The following is a 20,685-nucleotide window of genomic DNA, read 5'->3' on the forward strand; positions in this document are numbered from 1 at the left end:
CTTGGCAACTATATTACCTCCCCTCAAAATCACGATTTATTCGTTGTTGTCGTTCATTCATCTCATTTATTGGATCACGAACAGCTCTAGCAATCTCTCGATCATTTATATTTAAAATAACCGGTTGTTGGCTAGTTACTGCTAGTTGTCTAGATTGCACTTGTAACAATTGTCTAAGATACTCCGATAGTACCTTTACTTCATCTTTTAAATTGTCAATTTCTTTAAAACCAGTGTTAACTACTTCATGCCTAACCACTAATTCATCCCTGCGTGCACGAATTTCTCCTGCTGCGGCATCAATCAGCAGTGCAGTATCATCTAAATTACTTTTATCCATGCTCTTTTTGAATGCGGTTAGTGATTCTTTCCCCACCGCTTTTGCGCTCTTAACAGCTTTTTTCTTATTTCTATCCATGGATAAAGCAAAACCATCAATGAAGTTAATACCTTCTTTAGCTGTTTCCTTAGAAGGTGAACGTGAATTAATTGACCTTTTCAATGCTCCAAGTGCAGATTTACCTAAAGACCAAGCCGCAGACCAAACAGAGTCACCGCCGTTATTAATAGAACCTCTAAATCCACTAACAAAATCGCTACCCGCACCACTTGTGCTTACACTTTTCAGACCCGCAAGACCTCTACCGGCAACCTTATTACCAGCATTAAAGGTATTATTTTTCCAATTAAGCAATCCTTGTCTAAAAAGTGATCCAGCTCTACTGCCTCCACCACCATCATCTGTTTTACCTAGTACAGAGGAAACAATAGAACTCAAAGAAAAACCAGCAGATCGGTTCCCTTTCTTCGTACTTTCTAATCCTTCTTTATGGGAAGTTCCTTTGTTTTTACCAGCTTGTTTTGATTCTGGATTACCTTGCTTTATTTGATTTATCAAGGAAGTTGTAATATCTTTAGCAGTTATTTCATTTAAGCTCTTTGTGCTTCCTAATCCTTCATTATGGAACAAGCCTTTATTTTTACCTGCGTTCTTGGCTTTGTCGTTGTCCTTATTTAACTCTGTGAGAACGTCGTTTACTGTTTCTCTAGCTTGTTTTGCTGCTTCTTCTTTTGTTTTTCCACTTGACTCAAGAAATGCCTGTAAATCTTTTGCATACTCTTCTTGTGCTTTTTCGGAAAAATCACCAGTTGTTTTTAGTACTTCTGCTGTATGGTCTTTCCATCGTTCAAGGTAATCATTTTGATTCTCATCCATCTCATGCATATAGCCTGTTGCTGTAGCGATGTATTCTTTTTTACGTTTAAACTCTTTACCAGTTGCTATATCAATTAATTTTCCGCGTTCATCTAAATGTTTTGCTATTGCTTGTTTGGAGTTTTCGTATTCTTTTGCTGCTATAGCCATCATTTCATTTGTTCTTGATTCAACACCAAGCATTAGATGATCATAATCTTCTTGAGTGATTTTCCCCTGCGTTAAGGCTTGTTCGAAAATCTTTTGTTTTTCTGAATACCATTTATTAGCCGATTTTACAGATTTCTTGTATGATTCATTTGTTTTTTGGATGTACTTCTGAGCATCATCATCAAGTATTTTCCCTTGCTTTTCCGATATATTTTTTTGTATTGCTAACAACTCATCTTGGCTTTTAGCAAATTCAGCTGCGCCGCCTTCTAATACATCAATTGCAGCTAAATACTTATCTGCAAACTCCGCAGGCATTTTGGATATATCTTTATTATATTTGTCATGCGCTTCTTTAACGGTATCTAATGCATTTTTATATTCAGCAATATCTTTATCAAATTTTTTAAGAACTTCATTTGTTAATTCTTTTGCAGAATCCTTACCAGCATCACCAGCGATAGCGTACACTTCATTAATTGCATTTGATAACTTACTTTTTTGTGTCTCTAATTCAGTGATTACTTGATCAGCCATTTCAGAAAAAGCCTTAACTACTTCTGCGGATGTTTTTTCCGCTTCTTCTCCTGACATGTTTCGTAACTCAAGCATTTTTATTTTTGCGCCTTCGTAAAGATCTGTATAACCTTTAACACCTTTTAATGTGCCTTCGCTTAAGTTATCACCATACCTCAAAGCTTCCGTTTGTGCCTTTTCCTGCTCTTCTTTAAGATTTTTTGTATGTTCTTTAGCTGCAAACAAGGCAACTCCTAATCCACCTAAAAGAGCAGTACCAGCAGTTATCGCAAGTCCAACAGGTCCAGCAAAGGATAGAAAAGCTCCAACTGCTGCAGTAAGTCCAGCTACAACAGTAGTTACACCTAAAACTGCTACAGATAATGCAGCTGTGGCAGCTATCGTCTTTTGAGTGCTTTCATCCATATCAGTAAAACCACGTATTAAGTCTGTACCTTTTTCCACAATATCAGTAAATGCTGGCATTAAATGACGAGTTAAACTAATTTGTAGGCCTTCAACAGCGGATTGAAATTCAATAACTTTCCCTCTAGCATTATCTTGCATTGTTTTAGCCATTTCAGCCGCAGCACCGTCAGCATTTTTCAGCTCTTTTGTTGTTGTTTCCAAGCTTTCTGAACCTGCATCTAATAAAATAGACCAGTTTTTATAAGCTTGTGCACCAAATAAAGTGGTTAAAGTGGCGGATTTTTGCTCTTTTGTCATACCCTTTGTACCTTTTTCAATCTCTTTCATAACATCAGGTAAAGGTTTCATGCTACCTTCTGCATCAAAAAATTCCATGTTTAGCTTTTTCATTTCTTTTTTCATGGCAGAAGTAGGTTTGGCTAATCTTGCAAGTGAAGTAGAAAACGCTTGTCCAGCCTTTCCACCCTTTAATCCAGCATCGGCTAATTTCATCGCTGCAGCTGCGGATTCTTCCAAATTCCACCCTAAACTGTTCGCTACAGGAGCCACATATTCCATATATTCGCCCATTTGCTCCACATTTGTATTGGCATTAGCCTGTGCATGAGCAAATACATCCGCAGCATGTCCTGCGTTTTTAGCTTCTAATCCAAATGCCTGCATCGTGTCACTGGTTATGTCTGCAGCACGCGCAAGATCGAGATTACCAGATGCAGCAAGGTCCAACATACCTGGCATACCTGCCATAATTTCTTGTGTATTCCATCCAGCTAGAGCTAGTTTTTGCATCCCTTCAGTAGCTTGGGTAGCACTATATCTAGTAGATTTCCCGAGGTCTCTTGCTTGCTTATCTAGTAGCTTCATATCTTCAGCTGTAGCACCACTTACTGCCTGTACACCAGATAAACCTTGTTCAAATTCTGCGGTTGCATCATAAGCACCTTTGAGCGATCTAGTTAAACCAAAAAAAGCAGATCCCGAAACTATCCCAATAGACATTCCCATACCACGCATTTTATTTCCAGCACGGTTCATTCGATCTCCAAATTGCTTCATGCTCATTCCGGATCGTTTTGTTGCTGCTTCCATTTGCTTTATTTTGGCAGTGGTTTGATTAATCTGGTTTTTGGTTTTATTCATTGCTGCATTCGCATTATTTAAACGAACGGCTAAATTTTGCGTTTCTTTGGCATCTTTACTTTTATTTTTAGCTGAGTCATTGTAAGCCTTCCGCAACTCATTAACTCGTTGTTTCTGCAAAGAAAGGTTTTTGTTTAAATATTGAAGTTTTGCTTCAGACTGCTTTAATTGATTTCCCCAATTATCAACACTCGTTTTACTTGCTTCAAATTCCGATTTAGCGATTTTCATCTGCCTAGATATCGATGACATTTCACTATTAAATTGCTTGGAATTGGAATATAATCTTACTTTTATGTCTTTAGCCATTATTCACCCACCTTTCCAGACCACTTAGTTAGCCAAGTACTTGATCGATGTATACAACTTCATCTTTGTCTTTTTCTTTTTTACGTTGAGCGAGAAGTTTTAAGTGATAGACAATGTCCATTTCGTCTATTTGATTCTGAGTGAAACCCACATCAATTAACGCATTGTACATATCCTGTACAGCTTCACTCAATCGGACTTTCCCTTATCCTCTTCTTTTACTTCGCCACCAAGTAATTCACTTGCAGCTGCAACATTTCCCATTACATAATTAACAACTGCATAAATGGTTTTAATAATTACTCGAGCATCGAGACCTTCCTCGAATTCCTCAATGGTGAATTTATGATCAAAAACTTCACATGCAAAAGCGATTAATGCATCCAAATCCTGATTTGTAATATCGCCTTGCTCTATCATTTCTGCGCACTCAGCTGCTTTTCGGAATAAAACGCCTGGGATAGAGTTAGGTGTAACAAACTTTTTCTGTTTCCCATCCAGCTTTAATGTAATTGATAAATTATCCATATTTTAGTCCTCCAATTTATTTAAAATAAAAAGGAGAGGGATTAACCCTCTCGTATATTTTGAACCCCCAAATAAAAGAAACTAATCCCACGCTATATTCACAGAAGTAGACGTAGTATTAGTTGCTCTTATGTTTTGGGGTACATTAGGGAGTTGTTAGAACATCACCGTTATATATTACTTGTTTAAACCAAGTATCCTTGAAATTCGTATCTGCTGTATCTTCAGCTTGTGCCTTCCAACGTTTGTTAAATTGTAATGGCATAAATTTTAGTGTTAACTTTGCGGTTTGTGGCGTAACATTTCCCTCATCAGTTTGATATTCATTTGGTAATAGTTGAGCTTTTCCTTTTAAGAACCAATAATAACGATATCCTCCGGTTGATACTTTTGCACGAAAAGCAAGTGCTAGCTCAGCTGTTATATCTTCAATACTAGCGAATTGGACTCCGCCTTCTTCTTGATGGCCATATATTTTCTTTTGAAGTTCTAAAGGGAGATCTGCAGCTTCCATACTTACATCAATATCTCCTAAGCTATTAAAAATTTCATAAGCCCCATTATCAGCATAGAATGTATTAGATTCTGTATTTGGTGTAACTGATACGTTAACAGCACCTAACACTGCTTCAGGAGGTTCATATGTTGCTCCGCTTTTATCATCTTTCGTAAGTAAGGCTAAATGAAACATATCCAAGCCATGTAATACTTTTCCCATGTTACTACCTCCTAGTTTTTCTTATTAAAAAACACCTTTTTAGGTGTTAAAATACTTTTTTGCTATATCTCATCGGTTTATGATGAATGTCTGTATCCTCTTCATAGAGGTCTTGCGAGTCATAACGGCTATATCCAATCGATTTCATTACTTTATCTACTTCTTTAGCAATCGGTGTCTGTTTTGATACTGTCAAAGCGTCGCAATATACACTTACTTGGAAACTAACATTCGCTGAATGAGGTTTATTATCAGCAAAATCATCATCATCATTTCTAATTTCTTGATAGACAATTCTAGGAAATGGTATTGGTTCATTGTTAGGGTGTTTAGCTATGAGGTTATGAAATCCTCCTACCACTTCATCGATTAAGAATTGGCTAGATTTAAATGCAGTGAGTAATTCTTTCTTAGAATCAAAAGCTTCCACAGTCATTCTTCTATTGCTCCTAAAAACACCTTTTCCATCGCTGAAAGTGCTTCGTTTTCTCCCTGTTCACAACTTTTATCGATAAATGGATAGGCTGGCATTTTAGATGTACCATATTCTAACCAGATAGCCCGGTGCTTAACTTTGTTGTTAGGTCCTACATTAATGAACTTTCCCTCATCTGTTTCGTTTGGTCTACCAACAGTAATGTTATCCTCCATATGAGGATGTGATTTTTTACTCCGATTTACATTACTAATCTGGTGCTTTTTTATGACTTCACCGCCTGCTTTTAACGCCTTATTTTCTACTTTCTCAGCATTTTCACCGAGCTGATCAAAAGAAACTATAGCATCATCTAGACCAGAAACTTCAAAGTTAGCCATTTGGCTTCACCTCATTTGCTAATATCTCATATTCAATATTTCTTTGTTCCAGATTATTTAAAAATGTGATATCAAATATTCTTGCTCCGTACTTAATTCGCATATCCTCACTTAAGCCTTCACGATAGCGAATATAAATACGCGTTGTAATTTTTACGGAGTTTGCACCAGCTTCAATCATTTCTTTACCGCGTAAGTCCTTGATAGCAGCCCAAACAGTAATGTCCGTATCGACCCATCCTGGAACCCAATTGCCTTCTTCATCTTGTACGTTTTCTTTTCTTTGAAAAGTAATACGACACCTATACCTCGCTGGATTGGTCAACTAAGTCACCTGCTTTCAACTGAAGGATGATTGTTTGCAATCCCATTTCAATGGCACTAGATATCTTCCCAAATTCATTTTGCTGTCTATTCTCATACCAATGAGTAACCAGCATCATGATTGCTAACTGGTACAGTTCATCTTCCTTTTCTTTAACACCAGCATTAGACATATAATTTTTAGCGGAATTAATAAGGAGATCAAGCAATTTGTTGTCCTGATCTCCATCGATTCGTAAATATTCTTTTGCTAACTCAAGTAAATCCGTGTTCATTATGCCCCGCTCGCTGCAATAACCGTAATTTCACTTGTCGCTGTTTTTCCACCGTCATCTGTTGTTACGGTAATCGTTGCACTGCCTTCCGCTACAGCAGTAACTAATCCAGTACTATCTACAGTGGCAATCGCCTCATCGCTAGACGACCATGTTACGCCTTTGTTTGTAGCATTAGAAGGTGAGACAGTCTCAGTTAGTTGTTGAGTTGCTCCTACCTCTAGTTCAGCTGTTGAAGGATCTACACTAACACCTGTAACTGGTTGTGTTACGTTAACAGTAGCTGTACCTTTAACGGTATTATCATCTGTTGAGGTTGCTGTAATTGTAGCAGTGCCAGTACTAACAGCTGTTACTTCCCCTGTAGAACTAACCGTTGCAATAGCTTCATCCGAACTAGACCAATTGACAGATGGATTAGCTGTATCTGGTGAAACCGTTGCTGTTAAACTTCGAGTACCACTTACTACTAGGTTATTAGTTTTTGGTGACACATCTACAGCCGTAGGATCGCTATAATCTGTTGTTACAGTGATAGGAGCAGACAATTCGCTTTCACCATTCGCATTTACAGCACTTACTTGGTACTCATAAGTTGTATTTGGTGTTAATTCAGAATCTGTAAAACTCTTTTCAGTTAATTCATTAGCAATTTCGTTACCATCACGGTAAACTTTGTAAGTTGTTGCCATCATATACCTCCTCTCAATAATAAAGCCCTATCTACGGCTAGCTCCAAGATAGGGTAATGCTTGTATCAGTTTTTGAACTAGCCGTTAGATTTACGGGCTGTTTAGGGAGTTTCTGTTACTTTTGCGATACGGAATGCAGAAGCTAGTTTGATACGGTGATCAAACCATGCAGTAACAACAAACTGTTCAATACCTGTTTTTACATCTTTATCACGTTCAAATTGAGTAGTTGCAATATCATAATTGTAGTGAGAGTAACTGTAGTCACCCACGATAGGATCGGTTGCTGCATCTACGAATACAACAGGCTTTCCAAGAATTTGTTCTGGCTGAGCTGAATAAAGTGTTGCATTACCGTTTGCAAGTGTTTCGATGATATCGGAATAATCCTGATAACGCATAACGATAGTAGCATTTTCCCGATAATCTTCATGCAAATCAGCAATGGCTGATTTAATAGCTTTATACAGGTTTGCACCATTGACTTTCTTAATTCCATTTTGAGTAGAATAGAAAGACATATGCTCTTCTCCAGATTTAGGTGAAGTTGCAAATGCCACTTTCTTCTCTTTTGCTGCTACACCAGATTGTAGAGATCGTTCAACGTGATTAACTACATTTGCATCCGTTCCTAGCAAAACAGTTTCAGATATACCGGAAAATACTTTAAATTTATTACGAGTAAACGCAACAACGTCACCAGTTGCTTCTAATTCTTTTGCAGTTTCTTTGTCTGCAATAAAATCATCATCATCGAGAGTAAAATTAATCTTAGGGATTTCTAAATTGGTGATCTGCGTAAATGTTGAAATATCTCTCAACTGATTTTTAGTATACGGTTCAGCGATAATATCGTTAGATACTGTTTTAGGTAAGAATTTATCCCCTTTTGTCGTAGTATCATCACCTAATACTTGATATACATCTTCTGAGAGAGGCTCGCTTCTCATTGTTGCACGAATGAGGCTTGCTTTTGCTTTTGTTTTTTGTTCAGCTGGATTGTTAATGTTTTTAATGCTGTCTTTAGCAGCGAACTTTGCCTTTTGTTCAGCTTCCAGTTGATCATGTTGCTCTTTAATCACATCAAAACGAGCTTTCAAATCTTCTTTTGACTTTTGCATTTTCTGAATATCTTCCATTGATGCAGATGGATCCACCGCTTTTTGCGCTAGTTCACTTTCAACCTTTTGTAATTGTTGGCCAATCGTAGCCATATTTTGTTTCATTTCATAAAGCGTCTTGTCACTAAAAGTTTGTAGGTTCATTTTCAAATATTTTTTGTTCATGAATAAATTCCTCCTAAAATTGATTTTGTTATTTCAGATTGCGCTTTAGCTTCATCAGCAATTTTCTGCCTTAATTTCATTTCCTTTTGAGAAATTTTATTTTTAGAGTCATCCACTACTAATTGCAACTGTTTTGGTACGTTTTTATACCTTTGCAGAAACTCTTTACTAATAGATGCGGCCATATCATTTGCTTCTTCTACTACATCACAAAGGCCATACTCAAAAGCTTTTTCAGCTGAAAGCCATGATTCAGCATCTAACAATTCCTGTAGCTTTTCTTCAGATAGCTTTTCTCCAGCTTTGTCTAAGTAAGACTGCATACTTGATTTTCCAATACGGTCAAGGTCGTCTGCCTGTTTTCTTAATTCCGCAGAGTTCCCAATTGCAAATGTCCACGGATTGTGGATCATTAACATACTGTTAGAAGGCATTCTAATTTCATCAGCTGCCATGATAATCACACTAGCAATAGATGCTGCTAAAGCATCCACATGGGCTATGACTTTGGCATCATGACGTTTAAGCATATTATGAATAGTTACACCTTCAAAAACAGAACCCCCGGGCGAATTTACATATAAGTTAATTGTTTCTACATCTCCTAGATCATCAAGTTCTTGTTTGAATGTAGTAGCAGAATGTTCTCCTAGTTCATCCCAAGCATACTTGGTGATTTCGCCATAAATAAAAATATCCGCTGATTTATTATTGTCAGCAGACATCTTCATTTCCCAAAATTTCTTATCTTGTTTATTTGCTTTCTTTCGGTCCATGTTCACTCTTTATCACCACCTTTCAAAAAAGCTAAAGGTGGTATATGCGTTATGGGAAATTCAAATTTTGGCAATCCGCTAAAATGCTGTATAAATGTTATAGCGTTTTTGTTTTGCCACCAGTAACCACACAAGAAAATAATTGAATCGATAAAATTCAGACCATCCATGGAGTACATATTATTAGATATAGACTTAATACTTCTATCTTTCGATACTTCCGCATGCTCTCGTATTCTTTCCTCGTAAAATTTTGCTGCTTTTAAATTTCCTGCAATGATGAATATGTTTGATTTAGGGTAATCTTCTATAACCCTTTTAACTCTATTCAAGTCAAAATACGCTGTTTCATTCATTACTATCACCACTTTTCGAAGTTGATTTCCTTTGTGTAGGATCCATATCAATCGGATAAAGGTCACCAGACACCCACAGTTTTGAAGCATTGCCTCCTTCAGGAGGAAGATCTTCAAATCTTCTAACCTCATCTTGTTTAAACCAACCACCACGGATACCAGCTTGATAGAATTGCGTCCTTGCAGCTGTGTCACCTCTAAGTAACCCACCAAGATTGAATTTAAAATAGTAACCTTTCTTTCTATCTTCTTTTGTAAGTAGTTTCAAATTAAACTCATGTTCGTATTGTCTCACGATAGGTGTTAGGGCCATCTGAACATATTGAATCATCATTTGTTCGTTAGATGAGTAACTCTGCCCTTCAGAGTCATTTAAAAAAGAGACTGGCACGTTAAATACGTTTGCCACCCTCGACCTGGTAATACGCTCTGATTTTAAAGTATCAGAAGCAAAATATTTCTTTTCAATCGGATCAATTTCTACACCTGGCTCTTGAAAGAGCACACCTCCATTTTCGCGATAAAAGTTTCTAAAGTTTTCAGTAACTTGTTTTCTTTTATCTTTATCAACATTCGCATCATATTTCAGAACAAAACTTTCATTTTTCTGCATCTCTGACAAGCTAAATTCTTGGACAGCTTTGTCATATAGTAACGTATTCTTTAATACATCTATAGGACTGACACCTTTCCATCTTGAGGAACCAGTAATATGCTTAACATGTAACATATTCATATTATGAAAATAATACGTTCCTCCTACTCCTATTACTTCATACCACAACGCTTCATCATCCGTATTAATAAATGGAGTAACATAGGATGGATCAATCGGAATTAATGCTTCTGGTTGCATTCTTATATCACGAATAATGACTGCATATGCATTACCATATTCGTTTCTGGACACTTCCATTTTGTTGATAAAATCAAAACTGTGCATATTATCATTAGGAGCATTTGTAAGAACATCGGATGCTTGATTGTGTACTACGTCATAGTTTTGGTACATTTTTAATGGTAGAGATGATAATGTATTAGACAACCTTGTTATCACACTGAATATCGTCTCATTAGTAACTAATTTACTATTGTCTATCCCCCAAAACTTACGCCCAACCCAGGAAGAAAAGTCATAAATTGCCCCTTTCCAACCTGCTGCTGCTCCTTTTACCGCTCCTTTAAATTTACCTACCCATTTCAAACTCTCACCACCTTTCAAATTAACTTAATAGATCATTTACAGAAACAAACTCTACATTCCCTTCTCCTTTAGGCTCTATTAGCATATCAATGACATGTGTATGTGCATTCAAAGCAGCTGCAAAACCATCTATCTTTCTGCTGGAACTCTGCTTGGATGGCATCCAGTTACTATTACGATCCTTAACCAGCTTCACATTGTTAAGATACCAACGGAAAATTTTACTATTGTTAAATATAACTTTTCCATCGAGCATCATTTCTTTAAAGTTCTGCATCGGACCTCCTAAAGTAAGATGTCCCTGCCTAACCTTCTCTGTGTTAAATCCATAGTTTTCCAATGATTTATTTAGATACAATGCTTTAGCTTTGTCATAAGTTATCAATTTGATCATGTATTTTTCAGATTGCTCAATGAACCATTCATAAACGTATTCAAACTTTACATAGTCACCTGGAATAACCGTTAACTCTCCATCTGCTTTCCACTCATCTAATCTACGTTGGTTGCTATCTCTGTCATAACGAGCCTGTGGTATCCACGAATGAGAGAGAACAAATATCGAACCATCATCTAAAGGAAATTCAAGTGCTGCAGCTGTAAAATCTTCTGTTTCAGACAAATCATAACCGCCAACACACTCTTTTCCTTCTAGTTCCTTGATATCAATAATTCGTTTGTTTTTCTTAATAGTAGGTAAATCAACAAACGATAATTGATCTACGTTACTGAACAGATTGAACTGTTTCGTCATCCAATCCGCGCGTTCTTGCGGATTTTTCTTTTCCTTTTTCCAGTCTGTAACAAGGTTTACGAAGTCCATCAAACCGATATTAGGATTGGCCTTTATCCAAAGCTCTGGTTTGTCAGCCTCTTCTGGTTTGTCCAACTTTGCAATGTAGTAAAATGTTCGCTCGTCCAGATTGTCATCCAGATTCTCAAGACAGTCAGTAGCGTTTTCGTAATACTGAACCAGTGGACCATCCAGAACATATCCAGCCGTTGTAATGTAAATGATTAAGGGCTGTTTACGAGCCTGGCGTGATTTCTTAATAACATTAATGAGTTTGAAATCTTTGAATTCGTGTATCTCATCAAAAATCCCAAGGTGTGTGTTCAAACCGTCTAACCGTTTACTGTCGGATGCTCTAGGTTGAATTTCTCCATACATCTTTTTATACTTGATTTTATTTCTTTGTGCCTTATATCGTTTTAGTAAGTACGGTGACTTCTCAACCATCGCCTTCGCCTCATCGAACAGTTCGTGCGCTTGCTGTTCCGCATTGGCTAAAACATAGATTCTGGCTCCATTTTCACCATCAAAACCTAACATATAGTTGGAAAGACCACTAATAAGCGTAGTTTTTCCATTCTTACGACCCACCATATCTAACGCTTCACGAAAACGGCGTATGCCAGTGTCTCGGTGTACCCAACCAAAAAGAGACCCGATCACAAAATGCTGCCATGGTTGCAACACTAATTGACCAAAGTCTCCTTTAGACGGTTTACATTTCTTCTCAATGAATCGAATTGGGCGATGACCTTTTTCCTCATCAAATATCCAAGGAAAGTCATCTGTTCCTTGTCTTTCCAAGTCTCTTATGTGCCGTTTTGCTGCTAAAATGTTTTCTTTACTTGCTGGAATAGACCCATCGATCAATCTTTCAGCATACCAAGTTGTTAAAAGTTCAGGATAGGGTTGTTCGAGTATTCCACCCCAACTTTTCTGCTCTTTTTGATAAGTCTCCCACCATCTTTCAAGCTCGGTGTAGCTCATCTCCAAAAGTGGTTTAGAAGTCTTCATCATCGTCGTTATCGCCTTCTAAATTTATCGCTAATCTCGCTCTTGCAGACGGAGAAAGACCTAAATCAGAAGCAAATGATCGCATTTGAGCAGCCGCATCCTTCATGCGTAAAATAAATGGGTTAGGTTTTCCATCAACCCACATTCCCTTTACTTTTACCTGCCTTTTAAATGAAAGGTACTGAGAGTATGCATCACAATATAAAGCTAAGTGACCAACATCGGCATCGTTAATTAATTCAACACTTAAAAGTAAGTCAGCTAATCGTTTAAATTCCTTTTTAGCTGTATCATTAAGCCAAGAAGGTGGGATAACATGATCCGCACTCATTTTCATCTTTTCTTCTTGTTCAGCTCGGCGCTTTAATTTGTCGACATTCTTCTTAGCTGGGTTTCCTTGTAATAGTTGTAACCTCGCTGGTTTTGCTGGGGTCGGCATAATATCACCACCTCCTTTTAAATGGTATTTTTCTTACATTTTTCACCTACCTAAAAATATTGATGGGCGGTTTTATTGTGAAGAAAGAAGTCATCCGGTCTGGAAAAATTTATTTTTCTTTTTTTCTTTTAAGGGGGGCTACCTTATTTCTTCATTTGCCCCAAACTCAACAACATTTATCTTTCTTTTTTTAGCACTCTTACGCTGTCCACCACCCTTTTCAGGGTGTTCTTTGTTGTGGCATGCATTACATAAGCTAATGAGATTATCTAATGTTAACGAAAGCTCCGGATATTCATCACGCGGTTTAATATGGTGAACCATATCAGCTGGTGTTATCTTCTTTCTTTTAAAACAGCGCTGACAAAGATAATGGTCACGTTTCAATGCAAGTGTTCTACACTTTAGCCAAGCAGCACTATTGAGAAACTTCTTAGATTCTTGTTCTTTCTTAGTTGCCATTTTATTTAATCATCCAAAACATATTTACCTGTTTGTAAATGTATAGTTTCTTTGGCTGGTGCAGACTTGCCTGAGATATAATGGTCTAACTTTAACTCCATTCCACCACTTAAACCTTCCTGTGTTTTAGTTTCCCAATTTAAATGGACATTCTCTTTTCCATTTATCTCTTCACCTTTATAGACTACTTTTGGAACAGCAGTTTCATTTTCTAGTTCGATAACTAATAAACTAGTCTTATCTTTACCTGTAGCCCAATCTACACCTGCATGTATAGATTGATGTTCTTCTTTGGTTACAAACTGTATTTTTTCTTCATTCAAAGTTGATGGTGTATCTCCTATCCTCGGACCATTCCCTTCTACTGGTCTTCTTGTACCTTCCTTGTTTTCCATTGATCTCACTCCTCCTTTTATACATAATAAAAAGACACCCAATTAACTGAGTGTCTTTGCTTGTATTTTATTTTTTAAATCAACCATTTGCGGATCCAATATAGCTTTCTTATCACGAATCTTATTCAGTGTTTTCTTATACTTCGCTTGATCCGTAATAGTTGGCAATGTTTCATATAGCTTTCTAATTTCTCTTTGTTTTCGTCTAATATCTGCATTAGTTACGTAAGAGATATAATGCTCATTACAATGTGGACAGGTGAAATATGTCTCTGTTATCCCTTTACCATGTTTCTTTTCCTGTAATCGAATAACAAATGTATTGCAACACCTTTCGCACATTATTGGTTCATTCATTTGATCACCTACTTGCATCAAAATTTATAAAAAGAGAACCTAATTCTTGCGTATCAAAAAAACTAATTTCATAATCATTATCTTGATAGGTTAACTCACTATCACCTGAATCTAAAAACTCATTAAATTTATTGTTGTACTTTTCGCCTTCCAATTGAAGAGTGTTGATAATAATAACTGCCGAGGCAATTCCTCTACTTAAATATTGATCATTTTCTTTAGTTCCTGTAATTGCTAATTGATAACCATTCAAAGTTTTGTTTTCATTATATTTTGCTAATATAGAATAAGATGAACCATCTTCATCATAAAAATCTGACTCATACAGTTTTTTAGAATACCAGTTCTTTTCTTTTATTAATTTACCAAAATCATGCGGATTCAACATTTCCAATTCATAGTCTTCATCACTGAGGTTTATTGTTTCGATTCCTTCATTGTATTTTTTAACAAAGTCATTTAATTGGTCATCGGAAGCCTTGTTATCTAATCCATTCTCACTATCTACTATCTTTGAATTATCATTTTCTTTTGCATTATTTTGTGAACAACCAATCATCAAAAATATCAATGAACATAAAAACAAAACAGCTAATACCTTCTTCATCCAATCTCCCCCACATAGTTCTTATGACTTAATTATGATGGAGTTGGAAATTATATGCAATACTTATTCACCTAAAAAAAATAGCATCCAAGCCCTTGCAAAACTTGGATGCACCATTTACATATCTACAACATTACAATATATCGTAAACAACGTAACCGTAATACAGGTACCTATATTTTGTTTACAGTATCATAATAACACATTAATACGGACACTTTGTGGACAGTTTTCGGACAGATTCAATTGCTAAACTTAATAGCATCTACCCCAAAAAAGATGACAGGTAAATCGGATATTGCTTTTTCTATATATCTTCTCACCGTTCTTTCCTCAATATGTTCGATCTCTGCAATCTCTCTTGTAGTGTATTTCCTTTTGGATGTATATTTCTTTTCGAGAACCCTGTAGTATTTTAATTCCTCTTTACTGCAAGATTGTTTGTATGCTTCCATCTTCCCTCTGATAAAGTAGACCATTGCTATCGTTTTGGTTTTGCTTTGTTTAATTGATTCGATAGATTCAAGACTAATTGTTTCAATGTCTAAGTCTTGGATTGAAGTGTCCTGAAGTTTTTCTAAATCTGTTTCTAGTTTCTCACAATGCATAACCAATGATCTGTAATTTCGTAAAAGCAGCTTAATATTGTGCAACCTTCTATTTTGTTTTTCCCGTTCCTGCTGCCTTATCTCTTCTTTATATGCTTTGATTGCCTCCTGTGAGGCAGTCTGTGTAATTAGTTTCAACTGCTTTTCGGTTATATGCATTAGGATTCCTCCTTTACTCCTCCATAAAGGGAAGGTTGATTATTTAACTGCTTCGTTAATTCAAAAAATAGCTCTCTATTTCCAGTATCCAAAGCATAATCTATTAAAATGTTAAGAATATCTTCATCGGTAACGGATGTTTTGCAATCATATTCCATCTTTTCGTATGCAGGCTTTGAGCTATATGACACACTTGAAAGATATTTAGCCATTTCAACTTCATAAATTTTATTTAGTATTCTTTTCATGTAATCATCATTTTCGAAGTAGTACATTACGATTCTCCTTTCAGTGCTTCACAAAGCTTTATATACGCATTTGTCGCACACTTATTTCCGTACCGCTCAACATCATCTAAAATATCTGTTGCTTCTTCAATAGCCTGTTTGTAGCGTTCGGCTCTTTTCATCTGGTTAATTCCGTATGAATTATTTTGTCTTGCCATGAATTTAGCTGTGTCTAGTTTTTCCTCTAATTCCTGCACACGTTCTTTAAGGTTTTGCTTTTCATCTAAAAGAACATCATACTCAGACTCTTGAATAATAATTCTTCCTGTATAGTAGTCCATCTCTACCCCTCCTTTACTTTCTCAATTCGTGCTTTTACAGCTTCCAGTAGGGCGTCTTGTCCTGCTGTTTTATCAGCCAGTCTCGATGCAACAGTCTCGTCTAATGTATTTTCAGCTACTAAATGGTGAATGATAACTCGTTCTTTTTGTCCTTGTCGATCTAGCCTAGCATTTGCCTGTTGATATAATTCTAAAGACCAAGTTAATCCAAACCAAACAATGTTATGTCCGCCATCCTGTAAGTTTAATCCGTGACCAGCTGAAGCTGGATGTGTTAAAAGTAAAGGTATTTCTCCTTTATTCCACGCTTCGATATCCTCCGGACCTTCTAACTTTTTTGCTTCCGGGAATCTTTTCATGATTCTAGACAGATCGTGCTTATACGTATAAAAGCAAAGGATTGTTTTCCCGTTTGCGGCTTCGATAAGATCTTCTAAAGCATCAAGTTTTGCATGGTGGACTTCCTGCACATCTTTATTTTCGTCATACACAGCCCCATTGGCTATCTGTAGTAACTTATTAGACAAAACTGCTGCTGTATCAGCTGTTACGTCACTGTCGTCAAATGGCAATAGGAGATCTTTCTCTAGCTTCTCGTATTTTTTCCTAGTATTAGCTGTTAAAGTGACTGGCACCATCCGTTCTATTCTCTCCGGTAAGTCTAGCCAGTCTTTGGCACTCATACTGACACAAATATCTGATATCTTCTCATACACTCGATTCTCAGCTTCATCTTTTTGTTTCCATTCGTAGACAATATGACCGTCACGTCTTCCTGGCGTGAAGTATCGATCTCGGTATCCGGTTATCGTTCTTCCTAAACGCTCTCCTTGGTCTAATAAATACAATTGTGCCCATAAATCATGAAGACCGTTTGGTGTTGGTGTACCAGTTAAACCGATGATACGCTGCATTAGAGGCCTGACTCGACGCAAAGCACGGAAACGTTTGGATTTACTGGATTTAAAACTAGATAACTCGTCAATCACTACCGTATCAAATGGCCATTTACTACCTGTCATACTCACCAGCCAAGGTACATTTTCTCGATTGATTACATACACATCAGCTTCTGCCTTTAGTGCTTTTTCTCGTTGGGTTCTGGATCCAAGAATTTTAGATATCGTAATATGCTGCAGATGATCCCATTTAGCTGTTTCCCTACTCCACGTATCCTGCGCCACTCGTAAAGGAGCTATGACTAAAATTTTCCCTGCGTCAAAATACGTATTTTTCAACTCTTCTAGGGCAGTTAAGGTGATAACGGTTTTTCCTAACCCAAGCCCATATCCAAAAATAGACCAGCTGCTGGCGTGTCAATAATCTTCTGTATAGCAAATTCTTGATATTGATGGGGTATGAACTTCATCAGGCACCACCTCCAATCTCTTTTATAAAATTGTCCACTTGCTGCTTAGATTCTAGTACATAGACCTCATGTTTACGTTTCTCAAGCTCCTGAATCCGTTTCTCCTGTAGCGGACTTAGCTTTCCATCAGGCGCCTTCATTTCTACAAAAAGGGTACGTCCTCGAGGTAAAATGCAAATGCGATCTGGCACACCTCTTCTACCAGGAGACACCCATTTGAAGCACAGACCTCCAAGCTGTTCAATTTTATCTTTTAGTCTTTTTTCTAATTGACTTTCTTTCACGGGGCCCACCTTTTCACATTTGACTTAGTACAGAAATCCCATCGGGTCAAAAGCTCCTTAATGAAAACTTCTGTACTCTGACTCTTTTTGGGATCCATTGAATCATCATAAAACCAAACTTCATAAAACTGGACTTCTTCTCTTACTTTTAAGAAAGGGTTTGATACTCTGATAACCTCGTACTTACGGTTAAATAGTTCCAAGCGCCCGTTCTCAAACACTCTCATTCCATAAGGTAAATCCAAACTAAAATTCACGTGAATGCCTCCTCTGAATTAAGGGTATCAGCAAATCAGCATTATGCGCGTATTCTGCTGAAGTCTATTTAACCCCTATTTTTTATGTCTATGGGCTCTTAGTTTAGTTTAAAGTCTTATATCTAATTTTGCTGTTACTCCTGTTACTTTTCGGCTGACACCTTGCCCCTATTGATTTTGAGAGATAACAGCGAAGGTAACATCAACTTAATTCCGCTGTTACTCCTGTTACCTACTAAGTATCAGCAGGTAACACCAAGGTAACAGTGGGGTGATGCCCTATTGTTTCTCTCTTTCAAATGCAGTTTGCAAACCGTAATCTTTGAATTTCTTCCTCTTTTCTAATTCTTTCCACCCAGGCATGTTTCGCATGATCTGTACAATGTCCTTGGCTTTCCAGTTTTCAAGGTCATTTTTTCGCCCTCCAAGGGCCTCTACCCAAATTTGCACAGCACATACGCGCTGCCTGTATTCTGGTTCGTCCATGAATTCCTCTTGGACTGGGGTGTCTAAGAATTCCTGTATAAGACCAGTTCTTGGATTTTCTTCCATATGGGCATCTTGAATGCGTTTCGCTTCTTCTTCCAGGCGCTTTGGCAACCGCAAACCCTCCCCCTGATCACAATAATGTTTTGCTTCTGCCCAGATTTGACCGACAAGCTCATCTGTTAAGTATGGTATATCCGGGTCCTCTTCATCCCGTAACACTCGCTTGACAGCCTTATTCTTATCAACTGGCACAGGCCAAAACCGCCTGTTACCCGTCTGGTCTTTAAGAAAATTAAAGTTGTTAGTTGTCCCAAAAAATACGCATTTTCGTGGAAACTCAGAAATAACCCGATCATAAGCCACTCTATACATATCTGTAGTTTTAGTGATAAAAGCTTTCACTTCTTCCACATCAGACTTGTTCATGGCTGATAACTCTGCTAGTTCAAATATCCAGGAGTTCTGCAGGTATTCTCCAGCTTCTTTAGAATCGAATTTTTTTAAAGCATCTGAAAACCATGGTCCACCTATCTTAGAAATAATGGCGCTCTTTCCCGAACCCTGACCTCCGGATAACACCAGAACATTGTCAAATTTCGTACCTGGTGCATAGATACGCTTTACTGCAGCGATTAGCATTTTGCGTGTAACGATTTTCGTATACTCCGTATCATTTGCTCCAACGTAGTCAATCAGTAGCCTGTCCAACCGCGCCACCCCATCCCAAGTCAGGGATTCAAGATAGTCTTTAATCGGATGAAAACTGTTTTTTCTTGATACGTAAGTTAATGCATCTGTAATGACGCCCTGACCTTTTAAACCGTAATGTTTCCCTAACCAGTGCCTTAGCTGGGCATCATCGGCACCCAACCAAGGCTCATGGGATTGGATAGGATTTTTCTTGCGCCAAGGAAGGTTTCCGGAAATAACTTCTCTATTTTTAAAATCATCGTAAGCAAGGATTCCTTTAAGCTTGCCATTAGTTAACAGTAATTCTGCGTTTTTAGCGTTACTTATCAAAACCCCCTGTTTTGTATATGACAACTCATCTTTCCAAGCATCCGGATCCTGATCTTCCGTCTCTATATCATCTTGGAAATCTTCTTCTACGCTAGCAATTTTCTTATCGATCAACGCCCGTTTAATCTCAGGTAACTCATAGATAAATTCTTGCATGGCTGTGTAAGACGGATACTTAATGCTTGGCGTATTTTTCTTCACGTTGTCATCCATATCCCCGAATTTATGAAGGCGGACCAGGTCAAATAGATTTTTACTGTGGCCGTCTGCAGCTGGGTCACTATCCTGGTGGCTATATGCTAAAGCCTGATCCGGAAATACCTCGAGACCATTTGCAGAAGAACCGTGTAAATACGTATACCGATTTTCCATAGAACCCTGTTCATACTGATCAGATAGAAATTCTTCGATGCCTTCCTCAATGCTATAAGTCTGACAGAATAAACCTACTACGCCATGCTTTTGCGTTGGGTCTTGCTGTTTCTTTCCGTTTTCCAGCGGCGCCTTACTTTCTGATTCATGTCTTGGCCACTCAGCTATATCTGTCCAATCGATATACTCGTCAAGTATGCCATTAACATCTAGGGGCTCTCCTTCAGCTACTTCAAAGACTGGATCTGCATCCTTAGAACAACTAGGGAAATACATGAGTCTATGCAACTGAAACGTAGTGTGATCGAAATAAGTCATGCCTATGTTTTCTGCCAATTTACGGCTTACTGCTGCATACTCATCAGGAGTCATTTCACGATTAGCTGGAATTACTAAACGAAACTTCTGCCTGTTCGGTCGATGACTATGTGTGCTATAAATCAGATAGCTAGTACCACCAAGAACAAGGTCAACGTCTATCATGAAATCATCAGTGGCATAGTCAGCATCTAATGTAATTAACCATCGGCTCTCAATATTGACTTTTTTCCGTCTACCACTTCGGATGAGCCCGCCTACAAAGGCAGGTCCATCCTTAATGGCTCCTTGCTTTAATTTGGAGAGTTTGTCGTATTCGGCCATCGTCTCATTTGTTCGACGTAGCTTTAACGTATCGATAAATTCTGGCCATTCTAGATAATCCACTGTCCAGTTTTTATCTGATCGATTACGGCCAAAGGATATTTCTAACACAGGC

24 protein-coding genes and 1 pseudogene are annotated in these 20,685 nt (G+C 37.6%); all 25 read right to left on the bottom strand.

Features of this window, described 5'->3' with window-relative positions; all coding sequences use genetic code 11:
* Positions 1-13: 13 nt before the first annotated feature.
* The 25 genes and pseudogenes from JUJ52_RS03735 to JUJ52_RS03855 all read right to left on the bottom strand — a co-directional run bounded on the left by JUJ52_RS03735 (position 14) and on the right by JUJ52_RS03855 (position 20,681).
* Positions 14-3,760 carry a phage tail tape measure protein gene (locus JUJ52_RS03735; protein ID WP_228088797.1) on the bottom strand — a complete coding sequence of 1,249 codons (3,747 nt, stop codon included), beginning with the start codon at positions 3,758-3,760 and terminating at the stop codon, positions 14-16.
* A 28-nt stretch (positions 3,761-3,788) separates the two neighbouring features.
* On the bottom strand, positions 3,789-3,953 hold the full coding sequence (locus JUJ52_RS03740) for a hypothetical protein (protein ID WP_228088798.1): 165 nt from the start codon (positions 3,951-3,953) through the stop codon (positions 3,789-3,791).
* Entirely contained in the window at positions 3,950-4,288 is a 339-nt protein-coding gene (gene gpG / locus JUJ52_RS03745) for a phage tail assembly chaperone G (protein WP_026681333.1), read from the bottom strand. Before gpG ends, JUJ52_RS03740 begins: the two co-directional genes overlap by 4 nt.
* A 145-nt stretch (positions 4,289-4,433) precedes the next feature.
* Entirely contained in the window at positions 4,434-5,006 is a 573-nt protein-coding gene (locus JUJ52_RS03750) for a major tail protein (protein WP_026681334.1), read from the bottom strand.
* A 46-nt stretch (positions 5,007-5,052) separates the two neighbouring features.
* Positions 5,053-5,442: a hypothetical protein gene (locus tag JUJ52_RS03755; RefSeq protein WP_228088799.1), complete on the bottom strand. Its 390-nt coding sequence runs from the start codon at positions 5,440-5,442 to the stop codon at positions 5,053-5,055.
* On the bottom strand, positions 5,439-5,822 hold the full coding sequence (locus tag JUJ52_RS03760) for an HK97-gp10 family putative phage morphogenesis protein (RefSeq protein WP_228088800.1): 384 nt from the start codon (positions 5,820-5,822) through the stop codon (positions 5,439-5,441). Before JUJ52_RS03760 ends, JUJ52_RS03755 begins: the two co-directional genes overlap by 4 nt.
* A complete protein-coding gene (locus JUJ52_RS03765; RefSeq protein ID WP_228088801.1) occupies positions 5,815-6,147 on the bottom strand; it encodes a phage head closure protein in 333 nt (110 codons plus the stop codon). Before JUJ52_RS03765 ends, JUJ52_RS03760 begins: the two co-directional genes overlap by 8 nt.
* Positions 6,125-6,421: a head-tail connector protein gene (locus JUJ52_RS03770; RefSeq protein ID WP_228088802.1), complete on the bottom strand. Its 297-nt coding sequence runs from the start codon at positions 6,419-6,421 to the stop codon at positions 6,125-6,127. The genes JUJ52_RS03765 and JUJ52_RS03770 overlap by 23 nt, the downstream gene beginning before the upstream one ends.
* The gene (locus JUJ52_RS03775) at positions 6,421-7,113 is read right to left on the bottom strand and encodes an Ig-like domain-containing protein (RefSeq protein WP_228088803.1); all 693 of its coding nucleotides are present in this window, start codon (positions 7,111-7,113) and stop codon (positions 6,421-6,423) included. Before JUJ52_RS03775 ends, JUJ52_RS03770 begins: the two co-directional genes overlap by 1 nt.
* 101 nt (positions 7,114-7,214) lie before the next feature.
* Positions 7,215-8,399 carry a phage major capsid protein gene (locus JUJ52_RS03780; protein ID WP_228088804.1) on the bottom strand — a complete coding sequence of 395 codons (1,185 nt, stop codon included), beginning with the start codon at positions 8,397-8,399 and terminating at the stop codon, positions 7,215-7,217.
* Complete coding sequence (locus tag JUJ52_RS03785; RefSeq protein ID WP_228088837.1) at positions 8,396-9,175, bottom strand: head maturation protease, ClpP-related; 780 nt, start codon at positions 9,173-9,175, stop codon at positions 8,396-8,398. Before JUJ52_RS03785 ends, JUJ52_RS03780 begins: the two co-directional genes overlap by 4 nt.
* A 2-nt stretch (positions 9,176-9,177) precedes the next feature.
* A complete protein-coding gene (locus tag JUJ52_RS03790; protein ID WP_228088805.1) occupies positions 9,178-9,531 on the bottom strand; it encodes a hypothetical protein in 354 nt (117 codons plus the stop codon).
* Positions 9,524-10,735, bottom strand: a complete 1,212-nt coding sequence (locus JUJ52_RS03795) for a phage portal protein (protein WP_228088806.1) — start codon at positions 10,733-10,735, stop codon at positions 9,524-9,526. Before JUJ52_RS03795 ends, JUJ52_RS03790 begins: the two co-directional genes overlap by 8 nt.
* Before the next feature lie 19 nt (positions 10,736-10,754).
* Positions 10,755-12,542 (bottom strand): terminase large subunit, encoded by a 1,788-nt coding sequence (locus JUJ52_RS03800; RefSeq protein ID WP_255637454.1) that lies wholly within the window; start codon positions 12,540-12,542, stop codon positions 10,755-10,757.
* Positions 12,529-12,981 (bottom strand): phage terminase small subunit P27 family, encoded by a 453-nt coding sequence (locus tag JUJ52_RS03805; protein ID WP_228088808.1) that lies wholly within the window; start codon positions 12,979-12,981, stop codon positions 12,529-12,531. Before JUJ52_RS03805 ends, JUJ52_RS03800 begins: the two co-directional genes overlap by 14 nt.
* Before the next feature lie 138 nt (positions 12,982-13,119).
* Positions 13,120-13,443, bottom strand: a complete 324-nt coding sequence (locus JUJ52_RS03810) for an HNH endonuclease (protein WP_228088809.1) — start codon at positions 13,441-13,443, stop codon at positions 13,120-13,122.
* 5 nt (positions 13,444-13,448) lie between these two features.
* Positions 13,449-13,838 carry a hypothetical protein gene (locus JUJ52_RS03815; RefSeq protein ID WP_228088810.1) on the bottom strand — a complete coding sequence of 130 codons (390 nt, stop codon included), beginning with the start codon at positions 13,836-13,838 and terminating at the stop codon, positions 13,449-13,451.
* Positions 13,839-13,880: 42 nt separating this feature from the next.
* Positions 13,881-14,195: a hypothetical protein gene (locus JUJ52_RS03820; RefSeq protein WP_228088811.1), complete on the bottom strand. Its 315-nt coding sequence runs from the start codon at positions 14,193-14,195 to the stop codon at positions 13,881-13,883.
* 4 nt (positions 14,196-14,199) lie between these two features.
* Entirely contained in the window at positions 14,200-14,802 is a 603-nt protein-coding gene (locus JUJ52_RS03825; RefSeq protein WP_228088812.1) for a hypothetical protein, read from the bottom strand.
* 242 nt (positions 14,803-15,044) lie between these two features.
* Positions 15,045-15,569 (bottom strand): hypothetical protein, encoded by a 525-nt coding sequence (locus JUJ52_RS03830; RefSeq protein WP_228088813.1) that lies wholly within the window; start codon positions 15,567-15,569, stop codon positions 15,045-15,047.
* Positions 15,569-15,844 (bottom strand): IDEAL domain-containing protein, encoded by a 276-nt coding sequence (locus JUJ52_RS03835; protein WP_228088814.1) that lies wholly within the window; start codon positions 15,842-15,844, stop codon positions 15,569-15,571. Before JUJ52_RS03835 ends, JUJ52_RS03830 begins: the two co-directional genes overlap by 1 nt.
* Positions 15,844-16,137, bottom strand: a complete 294-nt coding sequence (locus tag JUJ52_RS03840) for a hypothetical protein (RefSeq protein ID WP_228088815.1) — start codon at positions 16,135-16,137, stop codon at positions 15,844-15,846. The genes JUJ52_RS03835 and JUJ52_RS03840 overlap by 1 nt, the downstream gene beginning before the upstream one ends.
* Before the next feature lie 2 nt (positions 16,138-16,139).
* Positions 16,140-17,506, bottom strand: a pseudogene (locus tag JUJ52_RS03845) (SNF2-related protein).
* On the bottom strand, positions 17,506-17,790 hold the full coding sequence (locus JUJ52_RS03850) for a VRR-NUC domain-containing protein (protein ID WP_228088816.1): 285 nt from the start codon (positions 17,788-17,790) through the stop codon (positions 17,506-17,508). The pseudogene JUJ52_RS03845 and the gene JUJ52_RS03850 overlap by 1 nt, the downstream one beginning before the upstream one ends.
* Before the next feature lie 536 nt (positions 17,791-18,326).
* The gene (locus JUJ52_RS03855) at positions 18,327-20,681 is read right to left on the bottom strand and encodes a virulence-associated E family protein (protein WP_228088817.1); all 2,355 of its coding nucleotides are present in this window, start codon (positions 20,679-20,681) and stop codon (positions 18,327-18,329) included.
* Positions 20,682-20,685: the final 4 nt, after the last annotated feature.

Origin of the sequence: Virgibacillus sp. AGTR (genome assembly GCF_016919725.2) — a bacterium.
Taxonomy (GTDB): Bacteria; Bacillota; Bacilli; order Bacillales; family Amphibacillaceae; genus Virgibacillus; species Virgibacillus salarius.

What these genes read in the sequence shown, in the direction of transcription:
- JUJ52_RS03735 (WP_228088797.1), bottom strand. Translation starts at nt 3,760, where the DNA reads ATGGCTAAAGACATAAAAGTAAGATTATATTCCAATTCCAAGCAATTT.
- gpG (WP_026681333.1), bottom strand. Translation starts at nt 4,288, where the DNA reads ATGGATAATTTATCAATTACATTAAAGCTGGATGGGAAACAGAAAAAG.
- JUJ52_RS03750 (WP_026681334.1), bottom strand. Translation starts at nt 5,006, where the DNA reads ATGGGAAAAGTATTACATGGCTTGGATATGTTTCATTTAGCCTTACTT.
- JUJ52_RS03755 (WP_228088799.1), bottom strand. Translation starts at nt 5,442, where the DNA reads ATGACTGTGGAAGCTTTTGATTCTAAGAAAGAATTACTCACTGCATTT.
- JUJ52_RS03760 (WP_228088800.1), bottom strand. Translation starts at nt 5,822, where the DNA reads ATGGCTAACTTTGAAGTTTCTGGTCTAGATGATGCTATAGTTTCTTTT.
- JUJ52_RS03770 (WP_228088802.1), bottom strand. Translation starts at nt 6,421, where the DNA reads ATGAACACGGATTTACTTGAGTTAGCAAAAGAATATTTACGAATCGAT.
- JUJ52_RS03775 (WP_228088803.1), bottom strand. Translation starts at nt 7,113, where the DNA reads ATGGCAACAACTTACAAAGTTTACCGTGATGGTAACGAAATTGCTAAT.
- JUJ52_RS03780 (WP_228088804.1), bottom strand. Translation starts at nt 8,399, where the DNA reads ATGAACAAAAAATATTTGAAAATGAACCTACAAACTTTTAGTGACAAG.
- JUJ52_RS03785 (WP_228088837.1), bottom strand. Translation starts at nt 9,175, where the DNA reads ATGGACCGAAAGAAAGCAAATAAACAAGATAAGAAATTTTGGGAAATG.
- JUJ52_RS03790 (WP_228088805.1), bottom strand. Translation starts at nt 9,531, where the DNA reads ATGAATGAAACAGCGTATTTTGACTTGAATAGAGTTAAAAGGGTTATA.
- JUJ52_RS03800 (WP_255637454.1), bottom strand. Translation starts at nt 12,542, where the DNA reads ATGAAGACTTCTAAACCACTTTTGGAGATGAGCTACACCGAGCTTGAA.
- JUJ52_RS03805 (WP_228088808.1), bottom strand. Translation starts at nt 12,981, where the DNA reads ATGCCGACCCCAGCAAAACCAGCGAGGTTACAACTATTACAAGGAAAC.
- JUJ52_RS03810 (WP_228088809.1), bottom strand. Translation starts at nt 13,443, where the DNA reads ATGGCAACTAAGAAAGAACAAGAATCTAAGAAGTTTCTCAATAGTGCT.
- JUJ52_RS03815 (WP_228088810.1), bottom strand. Translation starts at nt 13,838, where the DNA reads ATGGAAAACAAGGAAGGTACAAGAAGACCAGTAGAAGGGAATGGTCCG.
- JUJ52_RS03820 (WP_228088811.1), bottom strand. Translation starts at nt 14,195, where the DNA reads ATGAATGAACCAATAATGTGCGAAAGGTGTTGCAATACATTTGTTATT.
- JUJ52_RS03825 (WP_228088812.1), bottom strand. Translation starts at nt 14,802, where the DNA reads ATGAAGAAGGTATTAGCTGTTTTGTTTTTATGTTCATTGATATTTTTG.
- JUJ52_RS03830 (WP_228088813.1), bottom strand. Translation starts at nt 15,569, where the DNA reads ATGCATATAACCGAAAAGCAGTTGAAACTAATTACACAGACTGCCTCA.
- JUJ52_RS03835 (WP_228088814.1), bottom strand. Translation starts at nt 15,844, where the DNA reads ATGTACTACTTCGAAAATGATGATTACATGAAAAGAATACTAAATAAA.
- JUJ52_RS03840 (WP_228088815.1), bottom strand. Translation starts at nt 16,137, where the DNA reads ATGGACTACTATACAGGAAGAATTATTATTCAAGAGTCTGAGTATGAT.